A 14,959-nucleotide genomic window follows, 5' to 3' on the forward strand; every position below is an offset into this window, starting at 1 on the left:
GGGATCTCCCAGTCCATTTGTGCTGGAGTCTATGTCGATGCCACTCGAGTGTCAACGCACCGGCCGACCAGTTCCGCTAGAGGTTTGTCGGCGCTTTTAAGCTATAATCCCGCCCTTTAGCTGTCTCTCGCCCGGTGCGAGGGCACATCATTTTTCAAGGCGCATCGCGCCTGAATGCAGACTAAAGAGGCTAGACCCCTGTGGCATTGACGATTCTTGGCCTGTCCGGCGCCCTTAGCCATGATCCTTCAGCAGCCTTGTACATCGACGGCAAGCTGGTCGCGGCGGCCGAGGAAGAGCGCTTCGTGCGCGATAAACATGCAAAGAACCGCATGCCCTACGAATCGGCGAAGTTCTGCCTTGAGCAGGCAGGCATCAAGCCGTCCGACGTTGACGTGGTCGCGATTCCGTTCGCTCCGATCAGCATTTTCGGCAAGGCCCGCTGGCAGTACGCCAAGCGTTACTGGTACGCCCCGGACCGTGCACTCGACGCGATCCTGATGGGCAACCGTCGCTACAAGCGCTATCGCAACAAGATCGTCTGGTGCCTGGAGCAACTGGGCTTCGATCCGAAGAAAATCAAGATCGAGCCGGTTGAACACCACCTGGCCCACGCTTCCAGCGCCTATCACTGCTCGGGTTTCAAAGAGAAAACCGCGATCCTCGGCATCGACGGCAAGGGCGAGTACGCCACGACCTTCTTCGGTTATGGCGAGAACGGCAAGATCCACAAGATCAAGGAATTCTTCGATCCGGACTCCCTCGGCGGCCTGTACGGCGCGATCACCGAGTTCCTCGGTTTCGACATGCTCGACGGCGAGTTCAAGGTCATGGGCATGGCGCCGTACGGCGACGCCAGCAAATACGATTTCTCGCGCCTGGCTTCATTCGAAAACGGCGAGCTGGTGATCAACACCGACTACGCCAACGTGATCGGCCTGCGTCGCTATAAAGAGAAGGGCAAGGGTTACTACTTCTCGCCGAAGCTGATCGAGTGGCTGGGTCCGAAGCGCGAAGGCGACATCGCCGACGAGCCGTACATCCACTACGCCGCCAGCATTCAGGCGCTGTTCGAAAAAATCGCGCTGCAGATGATCGACTACTATCTGGGCGACGTGCTTAAGGAAACCGGCAAGCTGGCCTATGCCGGTGGCTGTGCGTTGAACGTCAAGCTCAACCAGAAAATCATCGCCCGCGACGACGTCAAGGAACTGTTCGTGCAGCCTGCCTCCGGCGATGCCGGCACCGCAGTCGGCGCAGCGGCCTATGTGTCCAACGCCCGTGGCGTGCCGGTCGAGAAGATGGAACACGTCTACCTCGGCCCGTCGTACAGCAACGAAGACGTGATCGCCGCATGTGCCCGTCACGAGAACAAGCCGACCTGGCGCAAGCTCGACAACATGCCGGAGCAGATCGCCAAAATCATGGTCGATGGCAACCCGGTGGCCTGGTTCCAGGGCCGCATGGAGTTCGGTCCGCGCGCGCTGGGCGGTCGTTCGATCATCGGTTGCCCGAGCGTGGCTGGCGTGGCTGACCGCATCAACCACCAGATCAAGTTCCGCGAGCGCTGGAGGCCTTTCTGCCCGTCGATGCTCGACACCGTTGCGCCACAGATGATCAAGATCGATCACCCGGCGCCGTTCATGACCTTCACCTTCGAAGTGGCGGAAGAGTGGAAAACCCGCGTGCCGGAAGTCGTCCACGAAGACGGCACGTCCCGGGCCCAGGTGCTCAAGCGCGAATACAACCCGCGCTACTATGACATGATGAAGGCGCTGGAAGTGCTGACCGGCAACGGCGTGTCCCTGAACACCTCGCTCAACCGCCGTGGCGAACCGATGATCTGCTCGCCGACCGACGCACTGAACATGTTTTTCGGCTCGGATCTGCAGTACCTGATCATGGAAGACATCCTGGTGGTCAAAGAAGGCGCAAACGCTTATGACACGCTCGGCTGAACGCCATGTGCTGCAGTTCTCCCACGGCTATGATGGCCCGTTCTTGGACTGCGCGCGGCAGTACGCCAGCCTGTTCGCAGGCACCGGTTATCGGGTCACCACGGTCTTTCTGACCGGGGCCGCCGATAGCGAGGTGGCCGCAGCCTGCGCCTCCGATGAGGTGTTGTTCATGGAATACAGCTCCAAGGCCATTCGTGGCCTGAAGCTGGGCGCCATCGGCGATCTGCGCAAGATCGCCGCTTCCCGCAATTTCAGTTTCTGCATCGCCCATCGCTTCAAGCCGATCTACATCGCCTTGCTCGGTACTTCCCTGCCGGTGATTGGCGTGCATCACGCGTTTGGCGATTACCAACGCGGCACGCGCAAACTCTTTGCGCACATTTTCCGCAAGCGTCTGAGCCTGCTCGGCGTGTCCGATGCGGTGCGCGACGACATGCGCCGTTGCCTGCCGAAATGGCCGGCAGCGCGCATCCAGACCCTCTACAACCGCATCGATATCTCCGCGTTGCAGATGAGTCAGGTGTCCGCCCGTGAAGCCCGCGAAACCCTTGGTCTGTCGGCGGATGCCTTCATTGTCGGCAATGTCGGTCGTCTGCACCCGGACAAGGATCAGGCCACGCTGCTGCACGGTTTTGCCGCGGCGCTGCCCGGTCTGCCGGCCAACAGCCAACTGGTGATTCTCGGCGAGGGGCGGCTTGAGGATGAACTCAAGACACTTGCCCGTGAGCTGGGCGTCGGGGATCGGGTGCTGTTTCTCGGCCAGGTGCCGGACGCGCGCAATTACTTCAGGGCGTTCGATGTGTTTGCTCTGAGCTCCGACAATGAGCCGTTTGGCATGGTGCTGCTGGAGGCCATGGCCGCCGGCGTGCCGTTGCTGGCCACGGCGTGCGGCGGGGCGAAGGAAGTGGTCGAAGGCGTCGGGATCCTGTTTCCGCTGGGCGACGCCGAGCATCTGGCCCAAGGCCTGAAACATCTGGCCGGCATGGACGAGCAGCAGCGTCGTCAGTGCGCCGAGATGATGTTCGACCGCCTGCGCGAGCGCTTCTCCGACCGCGCCGTACGCGACACCTTCTGGCATTTGCCGCAAGTTATCGATCTGGCACCGAGGGGCTGATGCTCAACCGATTTCAAGGCTGGCGCGAACGTGGCTGGTCGCCCGTTGACGCCTCAACTTATGCACAGGCCTGGCAACGTTTCGGCGGCAGCGTCGCGACTCATCCCATGGTGGTCGAGCGTCTGGCGAATCTGGCGGGCATCCCCGTGCGTTATCTGGCCTGGGAGCAACAGGGCGAAGTCAAAGCCGCGATCCCGACCTGGGGCCGCGACCTGGCCTTGTCCAAGGACGTGCTCAAGCGCAACGGCAAGAAAGGCCTGTTCGACCTGGGCAACGCCGAGCTGATCCTGCCGGCCGCCGCCGATGCCCAGGCCCCGCTGCGCCATCGTGGGCGCTACCTGTCGGCGCTCAACGAAAACCGCTTCAGTGGCCTCAAGTTGCAGACCGAGCAACTGGCCATGGCCCGTACGCCCGAAGAACTGTCGAAGAAGTTTCGCTACAACCAGCGCCGTGAACTGCGCCTGCTGGAAGAGGCGGGCGGCGTGGTGCGGCCGGTCAGCGACTTCTGCAGTGCCGAACTGGCGGCGATCTACTGCGACCTGTTCCAGCGCCGCTGGGGTTTCCCGGCCACAGGTGCGGCGTGCATGGCCGAAGTCATCGAACTGCTGCGCGAGTTGTTGATCGGCTCGGTGATCTTCCTCAACGACGCGCCGATCGCCATCCAACTGGTGTACCGCGTCGAAGCCCCGGAGTGGATCAGCGTCGAATACATCAACGGCGGCGTCGACCCTGAAACCCGCGAGTTCAGCCCTGGCAGCGTTCTGAGTTTCCTCAATACGCAATCTGCCTGGGAACATGCCCGGGCCCTGAACAAGCCGCTGCGCTTTTCCTTCGGTCGCGCCGACCGTGAATACAAGGATCGCTGGTGCAATCCTGTGCCGGTCTTCACTGTATGAGTCAACCCATGAGCCGCAAACAGCAACTGCTCAAGCGTCACCGGCGCAATAAACGAATCGGCCTGCTGATCGCACTGGTCGTGTTGATCGCCCTTGGCTTGCTGGTGGCCTGGTGGCTGCCGCTGGTGCTGGCGGTCATTGGCTGGATTGCCCATGAGGCGTGGTTCGCCGATCACCTGTTCTATTCGCCGAAAGACGATTACCAATACAGTTTTCCGCCGTTCACCCCGCAGCCAAAAGTGCATTTGAGCGGTGAGCAATTGCGCCTTGACGAGGGCGTGATGCTGGTGGACGACGCCACGCTGATCCTCGCCGTGAAGGTTAAAAGCAGCTTCCTGGGACGCTTCTTTGATCCTCGGGTCGAGTTGGCCGGTGGCCCCCATCCCGACGTGCAGACGTTCGAGCGCGGCGTCAACGGTCTGCGTTATCTGAACCTCAGTGGACAGGCGCAGGCGCTGTCGCAAGGCCAGTTGCGTCTGCGCGGGCGCTTTTGCCAGGTGTCCGGCGAGCCGCTGCTGTGGGCGCTGGAGCAACCGGACTACCGCCAGCAGCGGGTGATGGTGATCGCCCCGCACGCCGACGATGCCGAGCTGGCCGCCTACGGTCTCTACAGCCAGGCCAAAGAAGCCTGGATCGTGACCCTGACCGCTGGCGAGATCGAAGCCGAACACTATCAACAGATGGGCCTGAACAAGGTCGAGGCGGCGCGGCTCAAGGGCCGCTTGCGTGTCTGGGACAGCCTGGCCGTACCGCGCTGGGCCGGTGTGCCGCAGGAACATTGCGTGCAGCTCGGGTATTTCTGCCTGCAACTGGCGGCGATGCAGGCTGCGCCGAATCAGCCCATTGGTTCGCGGGAAGCGGATCTGAGCGACACGCGAATGTTCCGTCAGTTGAATCCGTTTGCCTTGCCCGGCGATGCCGACGGCGCACCGACCTGGAACAATCTGCTGGCCGACCTGCGTGACGTGCTGTCGCGCGCGCGCCCGGATGTGATTGTGCTGCCGCACCCGACACTGGATCCGCATCCCGATCACATCTGCGCCCAAGAGGCGGTGCTGGAAGCCTTGCGCGGTCTCGATTACCAACCGACGCTGCTCGGTTACGCCAACCACTTGCACGACAACGACCGATGGCCGATGGGCGACAGCGGGCAGGGCATTGCCCTGCCGCCGACGTTCGATGCGACCCTCGCGATGCAGCCGCTGTGCCTGCCGCTGTCGCTCGAACTGCAACGGGACAAGGCCATGGCGCTGGGCATGATGCATGACCTGCAGCCACCGGCCCCGTTCAAGCGTCGCCTGCGCCGGTTGTTTCAGCGACTGCTGGCCGGTCGGCGTCCGTCGGTTTATGGCGAGAACGAATTTTTCCGCAAAGCAATCAGACGCCAGGAGTTGTTCTGGGTACTGAGGCAGAGCGAAACAGGGGCGACGGCATCGCACCGGGGAGAGGTATGAGTCAACGCGCAAAGGTGCTGCAGCTGCAGCCCGATTACAACGTCAAATCCCATGATTTCGCCGACCTCGCCGAACAGATCGTCAAGGCGCTGCCGACCGACCGTTACGAAGTGACCGCCGCCTTCCTGCGCGGCAAACCCGGACCGGGCGAGGCGGTCAGCCGTGCCGACCGTTCGGTGTATTTCGAGTTTTCCGACAAGTCCCTCAAGGGCATGCGCCTGCGGGCGATGTGGCAGCTGTACAAGTTCTGCCGCCGGGAAAAATTCGACGTGGTGATCTGCAACCGCTTCAAACCGGTGAACATGATGCTGACGCTCAACCGCTGGTTGAAGGTGCCGTTGTGCATCGGTATTTCCCACGGCTTCGGCGAGTACGACCGCTTCTACCGTCGTCGCCAGACTCAGCGCCTGATTGATCGGCACTGGCGTTTCGTCGGCGTGTCGCCGGCGGTCAAACAGTACCTGCTGGACTGCGATTGCGGTTTCACTGACCAGAACACGTACGCGATCACCAACGCCATCGACATCGAGCAGGCCGAGGGTTTGCAGCACAGCCGCGAACGCGCGCGCGAAATGCTGGGGATCGACCCGGCGGTGCGCCTGATCGGGGCACTGGGGCGGCTGGTGTCGGTCAAGGGCCACACTTACCTGTTGCAGGCTTTCGCCCAACTCAAAGACAAATACCCGAATACCCAACTGGCAATCATCGGTGCCGGACGCCTGCAGGCGCCGCTGGCGGCCGAGATCGAACAGTTGGGCCTGACTGGCCGGGCGCATTTGCTGGGCTTCAAGGAAAACGCACTGCAATACGTGCGCGCGTTCGATATCTGGACCATGCCGTCGCTGGCCGAAGGCCTCGGTCTGGCCTTGCTGGAAGGCATGAGCGGGCACCTGCCGGTGATCGCCTCGAACGTGCCGGCCATGCTGCCGCTGATCGAAGGTGCCGGTGGCCTGTCGATCACGCCCAAGGACGTGCCGAGCCTGGTGGCGGCACTGGACACCTACCTCGCGCTGTCGGATGTCGAGCTCAAGGCCAAGGGCGAGCAGGCTTACCGCTACTTGCAAGAACAGCACGACATCGAGGTCTTCCGCCAGGAATACCTGAACCTGATCGACTCCGGCCTGGAGCAGGCCCGCAAGGAACAGCCATGAGCGAAGAAAGAGCCATGAGCGAGTCAGCAGCGATGAGCGATGCGCAACCCCTCGTCACCGTTATCATCGCGTCCTATAACCATGGGCCGTACATCGAGGAAAGCATCCTCAGCGTCATCAACCAGAGCTACCGGAACATCGAGCTGCTGGTGATCGACGACGGTTCGAAGGACGACAGCGTCGAGCGCATCAAGGCCTTGCAGGAAAAGCACGGCTTCGATTTCCGGGTGCAGCAGAACCAGGGCCTGACCAATACGCTCAATGGCGCGATCGCGCGGGCCAAGGGCAGCCTGATCGTGCCGTTCGGTTCCGACGACATCATGTACCCGGACCGGATCGCAACACAGGTCGCCTACATGGACGGCAAGCCGGAAGTGGGCATCTGCGCCGGCAACATCGAGTTGATGGATGCCGACGGCAATCTCTATCCGGAGAAACGTCAGCGCCGGGACGTGCCGTTCCGGCGCCTGGATTTCGATGACATGTTTCTGGAGCGCAAGCCGTACCCGCCGGCGCCGACCCTGATGATCCGCCGCGAAGCACTGGACAAGGTGGGCGGGTTCGATCCGACGATTCGTCTGGAGGATCTGTACATCGAACTGAAAGTGACCCGCGCCGGGTACTTCATCGATGGGTTGAACGTGGTGATGGCGCGCTATCGCAAGCACGCCACCAACTCCTACAAGAACCACCGTTTCATGATCGAAAACATCCTGCGCACCTACGCGCGGTTCAGCGATCATCCGCTGTACGACGAAGTGCGCTACAAGTCGCTCAATTCGATGTTTCTGAAGACCGCCAACCGCGACCGCAAACTGGCGCGGGAGCTGCTGGCGCAGATTCCTTTCAAGGCCTGGAACAAGAAGACCTGGCGCGGGCTGGGCCGGTTACTGTTTTTGCCGCTGGAAAAAGACTGAGGTCGTTGTCGCTCGCACTCGGCGAGCGACTTTTTCCGCCAGTTGCTTGCACGAAGCCATGGAGCAGATAGGTGCTGTAGCTGATTTCCCTCAGCCAGCGGATGCTGCGTGGTTTCAAGGCACCGAACAAAGTGTTGTCAGAAGCCACGATCACGAAAAACAGCGACAGCAGAAACAGCGGCGGTGACGATGGCCGGCAGAGGCGGCCAGCGTAATGAACGGACTGGTCTGAATCATCAATGAACCCGAGCCGGCGCGTTGCCGGCCAGCACTTGCTTGTGCAGATTCTCTACGGCGGATTTCGACGCTGTTACGGCGTACCCCTGGAGCAGCGCCTCGAGGTGATCCTCGAACAGCCAGCGCTTGTCGACGGTGTAGCGTTGCATGTGGCGCAGATTACGCTGACGCAGTGACAGGCTGAGGGGCGAAGGGTAGATCCGCAGGTCGGCCAGATCGATCAGCCCGAACTCGCCATCCTCCAGCACCAGCACATTGCCCAGGTGCAGCGAGCGGAAATACACGCCTTGCTCATGCAGGCCGGCCATGAATTTGCCGAAACGTTCCACCAGCGCCTGTCGCACGGCTGGCGCGGTGATTCCCTGCAAGACCTGGCGCAGGGTGTGGCCCGGCAGCGGCGTGTAATGCACGGCGCTGCTGCCGTCGTCGAGGCGATACAGGTTCAGCACCTGGGGCGTGGGAATGCCCATTCGGCGCAATTGCTCGCTGTTGACGGCAAACCGCTCGGAATACGGATTGAAACTGCCCGAGGTGTACCAGCGGCGGCGGCGAAACAGCTTGAGAAAGCTGCCATCGGCCAGGCGCAGGACCTTCGGCCCGAGTCCGTCTTCCTCGATGACCTGGGCGCCGTTGCCGAGCTGTTGCAGAGCGGATGCCGAAAGCTTCTGTACCGGCATTGTCAAAAGACGTCGGGCCCGTTGATTGATGCTCAGGGCTGCAATCAGCGCCAAAGGAATCCACAGCAGGAACCAGTGCTCCTTGGGGCGCGAAATGATCCCGCCACCCTCGGTCAGCCCGGCACCGATGCCGAACACCAGCCAGGTCGAGGCGATGATCAGCAGCGGCTGCACGCGCTGGCGCCAACTGCTCAGCAAGCCCCAGGCCTGAAAGAACAGCCACGGCAGCATGCCGAGGATGCCGACGTAATAAAGCACGCCCAGCGCAAAGCTGTGGGGTTCCTGGAAGTTGTAACCGACACCCGGGTCAATCGCCAGTGTGGCGTTGTAGCCGTGGCCGATCCATGGGTGTTCGGCGATTTTTTCCAGGGCTTGCTGCCAGATTTCGAAACGGTAGGAGTCACCGCGTTCGATGATCATCTTCGAGAACAGCACCGACATGGTTGCGCCGCCGACCGCCAATGTCCCCAGCAGCACCAGCGAGCGACGGTTCCAGCAAATCAGGCTCAGCCACAATGCCGCCATGGTCAGCGCCACCAGCGGGGTGCGCGAGCCGGTTCCGATCACGGCCATGAACATGATCAGCATCGCGGGAATGCTGAGCCAGTACAGCCGGCGATTCTTGCAGGTCATGCTCAGACTGAGCCAATAGGCGCAGAAAAATCCGAACAGATGGGAGCTGAGCAAAGGGTTGTCGAACGCGCCACCACCGATCAGGCGCTCGCCGGGTTCAGAGTGGAGCACGAATGGAATCAGGAAACTGATCGTTGCGACCAGGGCCACCAGCGCGGCGCCGAACAGCAATGGCGAAAGAATGTCGCTGCGGTAACGAACCAGCAGGAAACACCCGGCGAACAGCATCAGGGTATGCAGCGGAGGTTTGAACATGCCGCCTATCGGCTCGCCCTGCGGCCCCCAGCAAAGGCTCAGCAGTGCCCAGGCGGCAAACAGCAGCAACGCAATGAACACCGGCTCACGCAGCACTTCCTTGAGTTCCCGCGGGCGCAGGCACAGTGCAATCAGCGTCGGAATGCTGAACAAGCCGTAAAACAGCTTGTGATGAACACTGCGACCCGGCAGGAAAAACAGCGCGCACAAGAGCAGGAAGTAGCCGACGGGAAGTATCCACAGGCTGATGAAGTCGAAAATTCGATTGGACGTACTGCTGAAGCCGCGAAGTTGCATGCTGAGAGATTCAATCCTGAAGTTGATCGGCCATTTCGATGATGGCTATTTGACGCAGAAAAAGACGCCTAACAATAACAGCCTTTGGCCGATTGCCAGAACCCTGAAGAAGCTGTGCTAAAGTCAGCGTCCTTTTTATCGACTTTCGCGTGATATGACCGACTCCAGTCCCGCCGCAAGCCCTTCGAGCTTGAAAATCTACTTCCGCCTGCTCGGCTACGTCCGGCCGTACATCAGTCTGTTCCTGATCAGCATCGTCGGTTTTCTGATTTTCGCCTCGACCCAGCCGATGCTCGGCTACATCCTCAAGTACTTTGTCGACGGTCTGTCCAATCCCGAGGCGGTGCTGTTTCCCACCGTGCCTTACCTGCGGGATCTGCAACTGTTGCAGGCCGTACCGCTGCTGATCATCCTGATCGCCGCGTGGCAGGGGCTGGGATCCTATCTGGGCAACTATTTCCTGGCCAAGGTTTCGCTGGGCCTGGTGCACGATCTGCGGGTGCAGTTGTTCAACAACTTGCTGGTGCTGCCGAACCGGTATTTCGACAAGCATAACTCCGGTCATCTGATTTCGCGTATCACCTTCAACGTGACGATGGTCACGGGGGCGGCAACAGATGCGATCAAGGTCGTAATCCGTGAAGGCATGACGGTGATCTTCCTGTTCGCCTCCCTGCTGTTCATGAACTGGAAGCTGACGCTGGTGATGGTTGCGATTCTGCCGCTGATTGCCGTCATGGTGCGTACCGCGAGCAAGAAATTCCGCAAGCAGAGCAAGAAAATCCAGCTGGCCATGGGCGACGTGACGCACGTGGCGTCGGAAACCATCCAGGGCTATCGCGTGGTACGCAGCTTTGGCGGCGAAGCCTACGAGGAAAAGCGCTTCCTCGATGCCAGCCAGGGCAATACCGACAAGCAGTTGCGCATGACCCGCACCGGGGCCATCTATACGCCGCTGCTGCAACTGGTGATCTACAGCGCCATGGCGATCCTGATGTTCCTCGTGCTGTACCTTCGCGGCGACGCATCGGCCGGTGATATGGTCGCCTACATCACGCTCGCGGGCCTGCTGCCCAAACCGATCCGTCAGTTGTCCGAAGTCAGTTCGACCATCCAGAAAGGTGTGGCCGGGGCCGAAAGCATTTTCGAGCAACTGGACGTCGAGCCGGAAGTCGATACCGGCACGGTCGAGCGTGACTCGGTCAGCGGTCGCCTCGATGTACGCAACCTGAGCTTCACCTACCCGGGCACCGAGCGGCAGGTGCTCGATGACATCAGTTTCTCGGTCGAGCCGGGGCAAATGGTGGCGCTGGTGGGGCGTTCGGGCAGCGGCAAGTCGACCCTCGCCAACCTGATTCCGCGCTTCTATCACCACGACAAGGGCGAAATCCTGATCGACGGCGTGGAAGTCGAACAGTACAAGCTGCTGAACCTGCGCCGCCATATTGCCCAGGTCACCCAGCACGTCACGCTGTTCAGCGACACCGTAGCCAACAACATCGCCTATGGCGATCTGGCCGGGGCGCCGCGCGAAGACATCGAGAAAGCCGCGCGTGATGCCTACGCGATGGACTTCATTTCTCAGCTGCCTGAAGGCCTGGATACTCAGGTCGGCGAAAACGGCGTGCTGCTTTCCGGCGGCCAGCGCCAGCGTCTGGCGATTGCCCGTGCCTTGCTCAAGAACGCGCCGTTGCTGATTCTCGACGAGGCCACCTCGGCCCTCGACACCGAGTCCGAGCGACACATTCAGGCGGCGCTGGATCAAGTGATGAAGGGCCGCACCACGCTGGTGATCGCTCATCGCCTGTCGACCATCGAGAAGGCCGACCTGATTCTGGTCATGGACCAGGGCCGGATCGTCGAGCGCGGCACCCACGACAACCTGCTGGCACAGAACGGCTACTACGCGCGTCTCAACGCCATGGGTCTCGACGCTCCGGCCGAAGACATCGCCTGATCCGGCCTCGATAACGCCGGGCGCGCAATATGCGTCCGGCGTTTTTTCTCGCTGCACCGGTCTGTCGTCGGTTGAGAGCCTCCTTGCTTAAAAAATGCACAAAAAGGCCTGTGGTTTAATCCTGTTGCAGCCGCCGCACAAGCCTTCGCCAACCCTGTGTTAATATCGCGCCCCTGTTCATTTTGTATGTGGGTTGCTCCATGAAGTTGTCCATGCCGCGATTCGATCAAGCCCCTGTCTTGGTGGTCGGCGATGTCATGCTCGACCGTTACTGGCATGGTGGTACCTCACGGATTTCCCCTGAGGCGCCGGTTCCTGTCGTTAAAGTCGAGCAAATCGAAGACCGCCCGGGCGGTGCCGCCAACGTTGCCTTGAACATTGCCGCGCTGGGTGCGCCGGCGTCGCTGGTCGGTGTGACCGGTGACGACGAAGCCGCCGACAGCCTGAGCAACAGCCTCAAGGGTGCGGGCGTACGAGCCTTGTTCCAGCGCATCGCGCACCAGCCGACCATCGTCAAGCTGCGGGTCATGAGCCGGCACCAGCAATTGCTGCGTATCGACTTCGAAGAACCGTTCGCCACCGACGCACTGGCCCTTGGCGCGCAGGTCGACGACCTGCTGGAAGGCATCAAGGTGCTGGTGCTGTCCGACTACGGCAAAGGTGCCCTGAAAAACCATCAGGCGCTGATCCAGGCTGCGCGTGCCAAAGGCATTCCGGTGCTGGCCGACCCGAAGGGCAAGGATTTCTCGATCTACCGTGGCGCGAGCCTGATCACCCCGAACCTCAGCGAATTCGAAGCCATCGTCGGCGGTTGCGCCGATGAGCACGAGCTGGTGGCCAAGGGCGCGACGCTGATGCATGACCTGGATCTCGGCGCGCTGCTGGTCACCCGTGGCGAACACGGCATGACCCTGTTGCGTCCGGATCATCCGGCGCTGCATTTGCCTGCGCGGGCCCGTGAAGTGTTCGACGTGACCGGTGCCGGCGACACGGTGATTTCCACCCTGGCGGCCGCGATTGCCGCTGGCGAAGAACTGCCGCACGCGGTAGCGCTGGCCAACCTGGCGGCGGGCATCGTGGTCGGCAAGTTGGGTACGGCGGCGATCAGCGCCCCGGAACTGCGTCGCGCCATTCAGCGTGAAGAAGGTTCCGAGCGCGGTGTGTTGGGCCTGGAGCAGTTGCTGCTCGCGGTGGCCGATGCCCGTGCACACAACGAAAAAATCGTTTTCACCAATGGCTGCTTCGACATCCTGCATGCCGGTCATGTGACCTACCTGGAGCAGGCGCGGGCTCAAGGCGATCGTTTGATTGTCGCGGTCAACGACGATGCTTCGGTCAGCCGCCTCAAGGGGCCTGGCCGTCCGATCAACAGCGTCGACCGGCGCATGGCTGTGCTGGCGGGGCTTGGGGCGGTGGACTGGGTCATCAGTTTCCCTGAAGGCACGCCAGAAAACCTGCTGCGCGAGGTCAAGCCGGACGTGCTGGTCAAGGGCGGGGATTATGGGATTGACCAGGTGGTCGGCGCCGACATCGTGACGGCTTATGGCGGCACCGTGAAAGTGCTGGGACTGGTGGAAAACAGTTCGACGACCGCGATTGTCGAAAAAATCCGCAGTCGTTGATAGATGGATCTTTATCGTTTTGTACTGCGTGTGAACGGATTTTGCCTTGGGGATCTAACCGTTTCCGTTGATGTTGGCAGGTTTGAATCCGCTGCGCTTGCCTGCTTACGTCGTGTGGTCATTTAACCTATGAAAGTCATGCTCCTGGTGATGAACGAACAGCGGGTCATTCTCGACCGGCTCTACGACATCGTGCAGCAGAACTGTGATGAATGCGTCATCTATCGACTCAGCAAACAGCAACAGATGAACCTGGGGCCTTTTTTGGCCTCGGTTGATTACCAGACCTTTGATCGTGTCGTGATCTTCTCCAGGGTCAAGCGCCTGGTCCCGCAGTTGCGGGTGCTCAAGTGCATTCCCGGGCTGGTCTTTCTCGAACACGACGCCTACCAGAACTACATGCCCGCCAGTAAATATCGTGGCGTTTATTCGCGTCTCTACAGGCGCCTGCCGAGTTGCCGGGCGCTGGTATCCGGGGCCGTGGTCGCACGCAAGATGCTTGCTGAAGGCATCGACACGGTGTTCGTCTCCAAGGGTTATGACGAGCAGATGCTGCGCAACACCGGGTCCGAGCGCGACATTCCCATCGGTTTTCTCGGCAGCCTGAAGAGCACCGAGTACGCCCAGCGCAAGGCTCTGCTCGAATCGCTGGCGCAGCGTACCGGTATGCTGGTGACCCGCACCCGCTCCGGCTCCGAATACCTGGAAACGCTCAATCGCATCAAGATTTTCGTCAGCGCCGACATCGGCATGAACGAGTTCATGATCAAGAACTACGAGGCCATGGCCTGCGGTTGTGTGCTGCTGGCCTGGAGTCAGGGCGAAGAAGACAAGTTGCTCGGTTTCGAAGACATGCACAACACCGTGTTCTATCGCAGCGAAGACGAGGCGGTGGAAAAGATCAAACTGTTGCAGGGCGATCCGGAGCTGTCGCAGCGTATCGCCAGCAATGGTCAGGCCTTTGCAGAAAGTCGCTATTCTTTCGCCCGTGTCGGCCAGGCCCTCGCCACTGAAATACAGCGCGAGATGCGCCCATGGCAGCCGCCGTCAGCATTCACGCGGTTCTGGGTGAAACTGCGTTTCGGCATGAAGGTGCCGGTCTGAATGAAGGATGAACACATGGCGCTGGATGCGCTCCCCGGCGGTAACCAGTCGGTGCTGGGCGCGTTGCCCGAGCCATTGCGCGAATGCCTGAGCCGCGCGCACCGGGTCGTCCTGATCGCGAATAACCCGGCCATCACGGCGGCGGATTTTCAGGCACTGAATATCAGCGCCAATGACGTCGTCGTCAGTTTCAACACCTGCATCAAGGCGCCGCTGCTCAACGAGCAAAGCTTGAACGTCTTCGTGCATGGCTATAACGCGCCGGACGCCTATTTTTTTGGTCTGCCTTACGGCCCGGACGTGCAACGGTTGTTCGAGCATGCGGGCGAGCGTTGTTTCACCATGCTGGTCGGCTGCGCCGCACCGATGTGTCCGTTGCCACGGGTGGCCATGTATTGGGATCGCATCCCGCTGCCGCCCCTGTGGAACTATCCGGTCGACCGTCCGGGCGGCAAGCGCTACGTTGGGCCTTCGACCGGTTTCAATACGCTGGTGGTATTAGACTGGTTGCGCGGTCACGCTGGTTATTCCTATCAGCTCATGACCCTGGGGTTTTCCAACGAATCGGGGAAACTGTGGGGTGGGCATGCCTGGGATTACGAGCGCGACTGGCTGCAGCAGTCGGACGTCATTGTGGTGCCTTTGCAACCCCGTCGCTGGTGGCAAAAGCTCTTTCGCCAAAAATAA

11 protein-coding genes and 1 pseudogene are annotated in these 14,959 nt (G+C 60.9%); 10 read left to right on the forward strand and 2 right to left on the reverse strand.

The features are described 5' to 3' along the window. Positions 1 to 200 precede the first annotated feature (200 nt). From PDR5_RS02395 to PDR5_RS02420, 6 genes are read left to right on the forward strand one after another with little or no spacing between them, the layout of a single operon-like run. The gene (locus PDR5_RS02395; protein ID WP_007952261.1) at positions 201 to 1,958 is read left to right on the forward strand and encodes a carbamoyltransferase family protein; all 1,758 of its coding nucleotides are present in this window, start codon (positions 201 to 203) and stop codon (positions 1,956 to 1,958) included. After that, positions 1,942 to 3,072, forward strand: a complete 1,131-nt coding sequence (locus tag PDR5_RS02400; RefSeq protein ID WP_064593022.1) for a glycosyltransferase — start codon at positions 1,942 to 1,944, stop codon at positions 3,070 to 3,072. The genes PDR5_RS02395 and PDR5_RS02400 overlap by 17 nt, the downstream gene beginning before the upstream one ends. After that, positions 3,072 to 3,968, forward strand: a complete 897-nt coding sequence (locus PDR5_RS02405) for an antimicrobial resistance protein Mig-14 (protein WP_064593024.1) — start codon at positions 3,072 to 3,074, stop codon at positions 3,966 to 3,968. The genes PDR5_RS02400 and PDR5_RS02405 overlap by 1 nt, the downstream gene beginning before the upstream one ends. A gap of 8 nt (positions 3,969 to 3,976) precedes the next feature. Further along, complete coding sequence (locus tag PDR5_RS02410) at positions 3,977 to 5,422, forward strand: PIG-L family deacetylase (protein WP_064593033.1); 1,446 nt, start codon at positions 3,977 to 3,979, stop codon at positions 5,420 to 5,422. Further along, positions 5,419 to 6,573, forward strand: a complete 1,155-nt coding sequence (locus PDR5_RS02415; protein ID WP_064593035.1) for a glycosyltransferase — start codon at positions 5,419 to 5,421, stop codon at positions 6,571 to 6,573. Before PDR5_RS02410 ends, PDR5_RS02415 begins: the two co-directional genes overlap by 4 nt. Before the next feature lie 32 nt (positions 6,574 to 6,605). After that, positions 6,606 to 7,490, forward strand: coding sequence for a glycosyltransferase (locus tag PDR5_RS02420; RefSeq protein ID WP_064600654.1), 885 nt, complete (start codon positions 6,606 to 6,608; stop codon positions 7,488 to 7,490). A 49-nt stretch (positions 7,491 to 7,539) separates the two neighbouring features. On the opposite strand, the pseudogene PDR5_RS30005 reads toward PDR5_RS02420, so the two are convergent. Then, positions 7,540 to 7,668, reverse strand: a pseudogene (locus PDR5_RS30005) (acyltransferase family protein); the annotation flags it as partial. Between the two features lie 58 nt (positions 7,669 to 7,726). After that, positions 7,727 to 9,589: a bifunctional O-antigen ligase/aminoglycoside phosphotransferase family protein gene (locus PDR5_RS02425; protein WP_064593037.1), complete on the reverse strand. Its 1,863-nt coding sequence runs from the start codon at positions 9,587 to 9,589 to the stop codon at positions 7,727 to 7,729. 154 nt (positions 9,590 to 9,743) lie between these two features. On the opposite strand from PDR5_RS02425, the gene msbA reads away from it, so the two are divergent. From msbA to PDR5_RS02445, 4 genes are all read left to right on the forward strand, one after another. Then, positions 9,744 to 11,546, forward strand: a complete 1,803-nt coding sequence (gene msbA / locus PDR5_RS02430; protein ID WP_064593039.1) for a lipid A export permease/ATP-binding protein MsbA — start codon at positions 9,744 to 9,746, stop codon at positions 11,544 to 11,546. Between the two features lie 200 nt (positions 11,547 to 11,746). Then, positions 11,747 to 13,168, forward strand: a complete 1,422-nt coding sequence (gene hldE, locus PDR5_RS02435; RefSeq protein WP_064593041.1) for a bifunctional D-glycero-beta-D-manno-heptose-7-phosphate kinase/D-glycero-beta-D-manno-heptose 1-phosphate adenylyltransferase HldE — start codon at positions 11,747 to 11,749, stop codon at positions 13,166 to 13,168. A 129-nt stretch (positions 13,169 to 13,297) separates the two neighbouring features. Beyond that, positions 13,298 to 14,272 carry a glycosyltransferase family protein gene (locus tag PDR5_RS02440; RefSeq protein ID WP_064593047.1) on the forward strand — a complete coding sequence of 325 codons (975 nt, stop codon included), beginning with the start codon at positions 13,298 to 13,300 and terminating at the stop codon, positions 14,270 to 14,272. Between the two features lie 15 nt (positions 14,273 to 14,287). Then, a complete protein-coding gene (locus PDR5_RS02445) occupies positions 14,288 to 14,959 on the forward strand; it encodes a hypothetical protein (protein WP_236188600.1) in 672 nt (223 codons plus the stop codon).

Origin of the sequence: Pseudomonas sp. DR 5-09 (assembly GCF_001655595.1) — a bacterium.
Taxonomy (GTDB): domain Bacteria; phylum Pseudomonadota; class Gammaproteobacteria; order Pseudomonadales; family Pseudomonadaceae; genus Aquipseudomonas; species Aquipseudomonas pharyngis.

What these genes read in the sequence shown, in the direction of transcription:
- PDR5_RS02445 (WP_236188600.1), top strand. Translation starts at nt 14,288, where the DNA reads ATGGCGCTGGATGCGCTCCCCGGCGGTAACCAGTCGGTGCTGGGCGCG.
- PDR5_RS02440 (WP_064593047.1), top strand. Translation starts at nt 13,298, where the DNA reads ATGAAAGTCATGCTCCTGGTGATGAACGAACAGCGGGTCATTCTCGAC.
- PDR5_RS02400 (WP_064593022.1), top strand. Translation starts at nt 1,942, where the DNA reads ATGACACGCTCGGCTGAACGCCATGTGCTGCAGTTCTCCCACGGCTAT.
- msbA (WP_064593039.1), top strand. Translation starts at nt 9,744, where the DNA reads ATGACCGACTCCAGTCCCGCCGCAAGCCCTTCGAGCTTGAAAATCTAC.
- PDR5_RS02420 (WP_064600654.1), top strand. Translation starts at nt 6,606, where the DNA reads ATGAGCGATGCGCAACCCCTCGTCACCGTTATCATCGCGTCCTATAAC.
- PDR5_RS02415 (WP_064593035.1), top strand. Translation starts at nt 5,419, where the DNA reads ATGAGTCAACGCGCAAAGGTGCTGCAGCTGCAGCCCGATTACAACGTC.
- PDR5_RS02405 (WP_064593024.1), top strand. Translation starts at nt 3,072, where the DNA reads ATGCTCAACCGATTTCAAGGCTGGCGCGAACGTGGCTGGTCGCCCGTT.
- PDR5_RS02425 (WP_064593037.1), bottom strand. Translation starts at nt 9,589, where the DNA reads ATGCAACTTCGCGGCTTCAGCAGTACGTCCAATCGAATTTTCGACTTC.
- PDR5_RS02410 (WP_064593033.1), top strand. Translation starts at nt 3,977, where the DNA reads ATGAGCCGCAAACAGCAACTGCTCAAGCGTCACCGGCGCAATAAACGA.
- hldE (WP_064593041.1), top strand. Translation starts at nt 11,747, where the DNA reads ATGAAGTTGTCCATGCCGCGATTCGATCAAGCCCCTGTCTTGGTGGTC.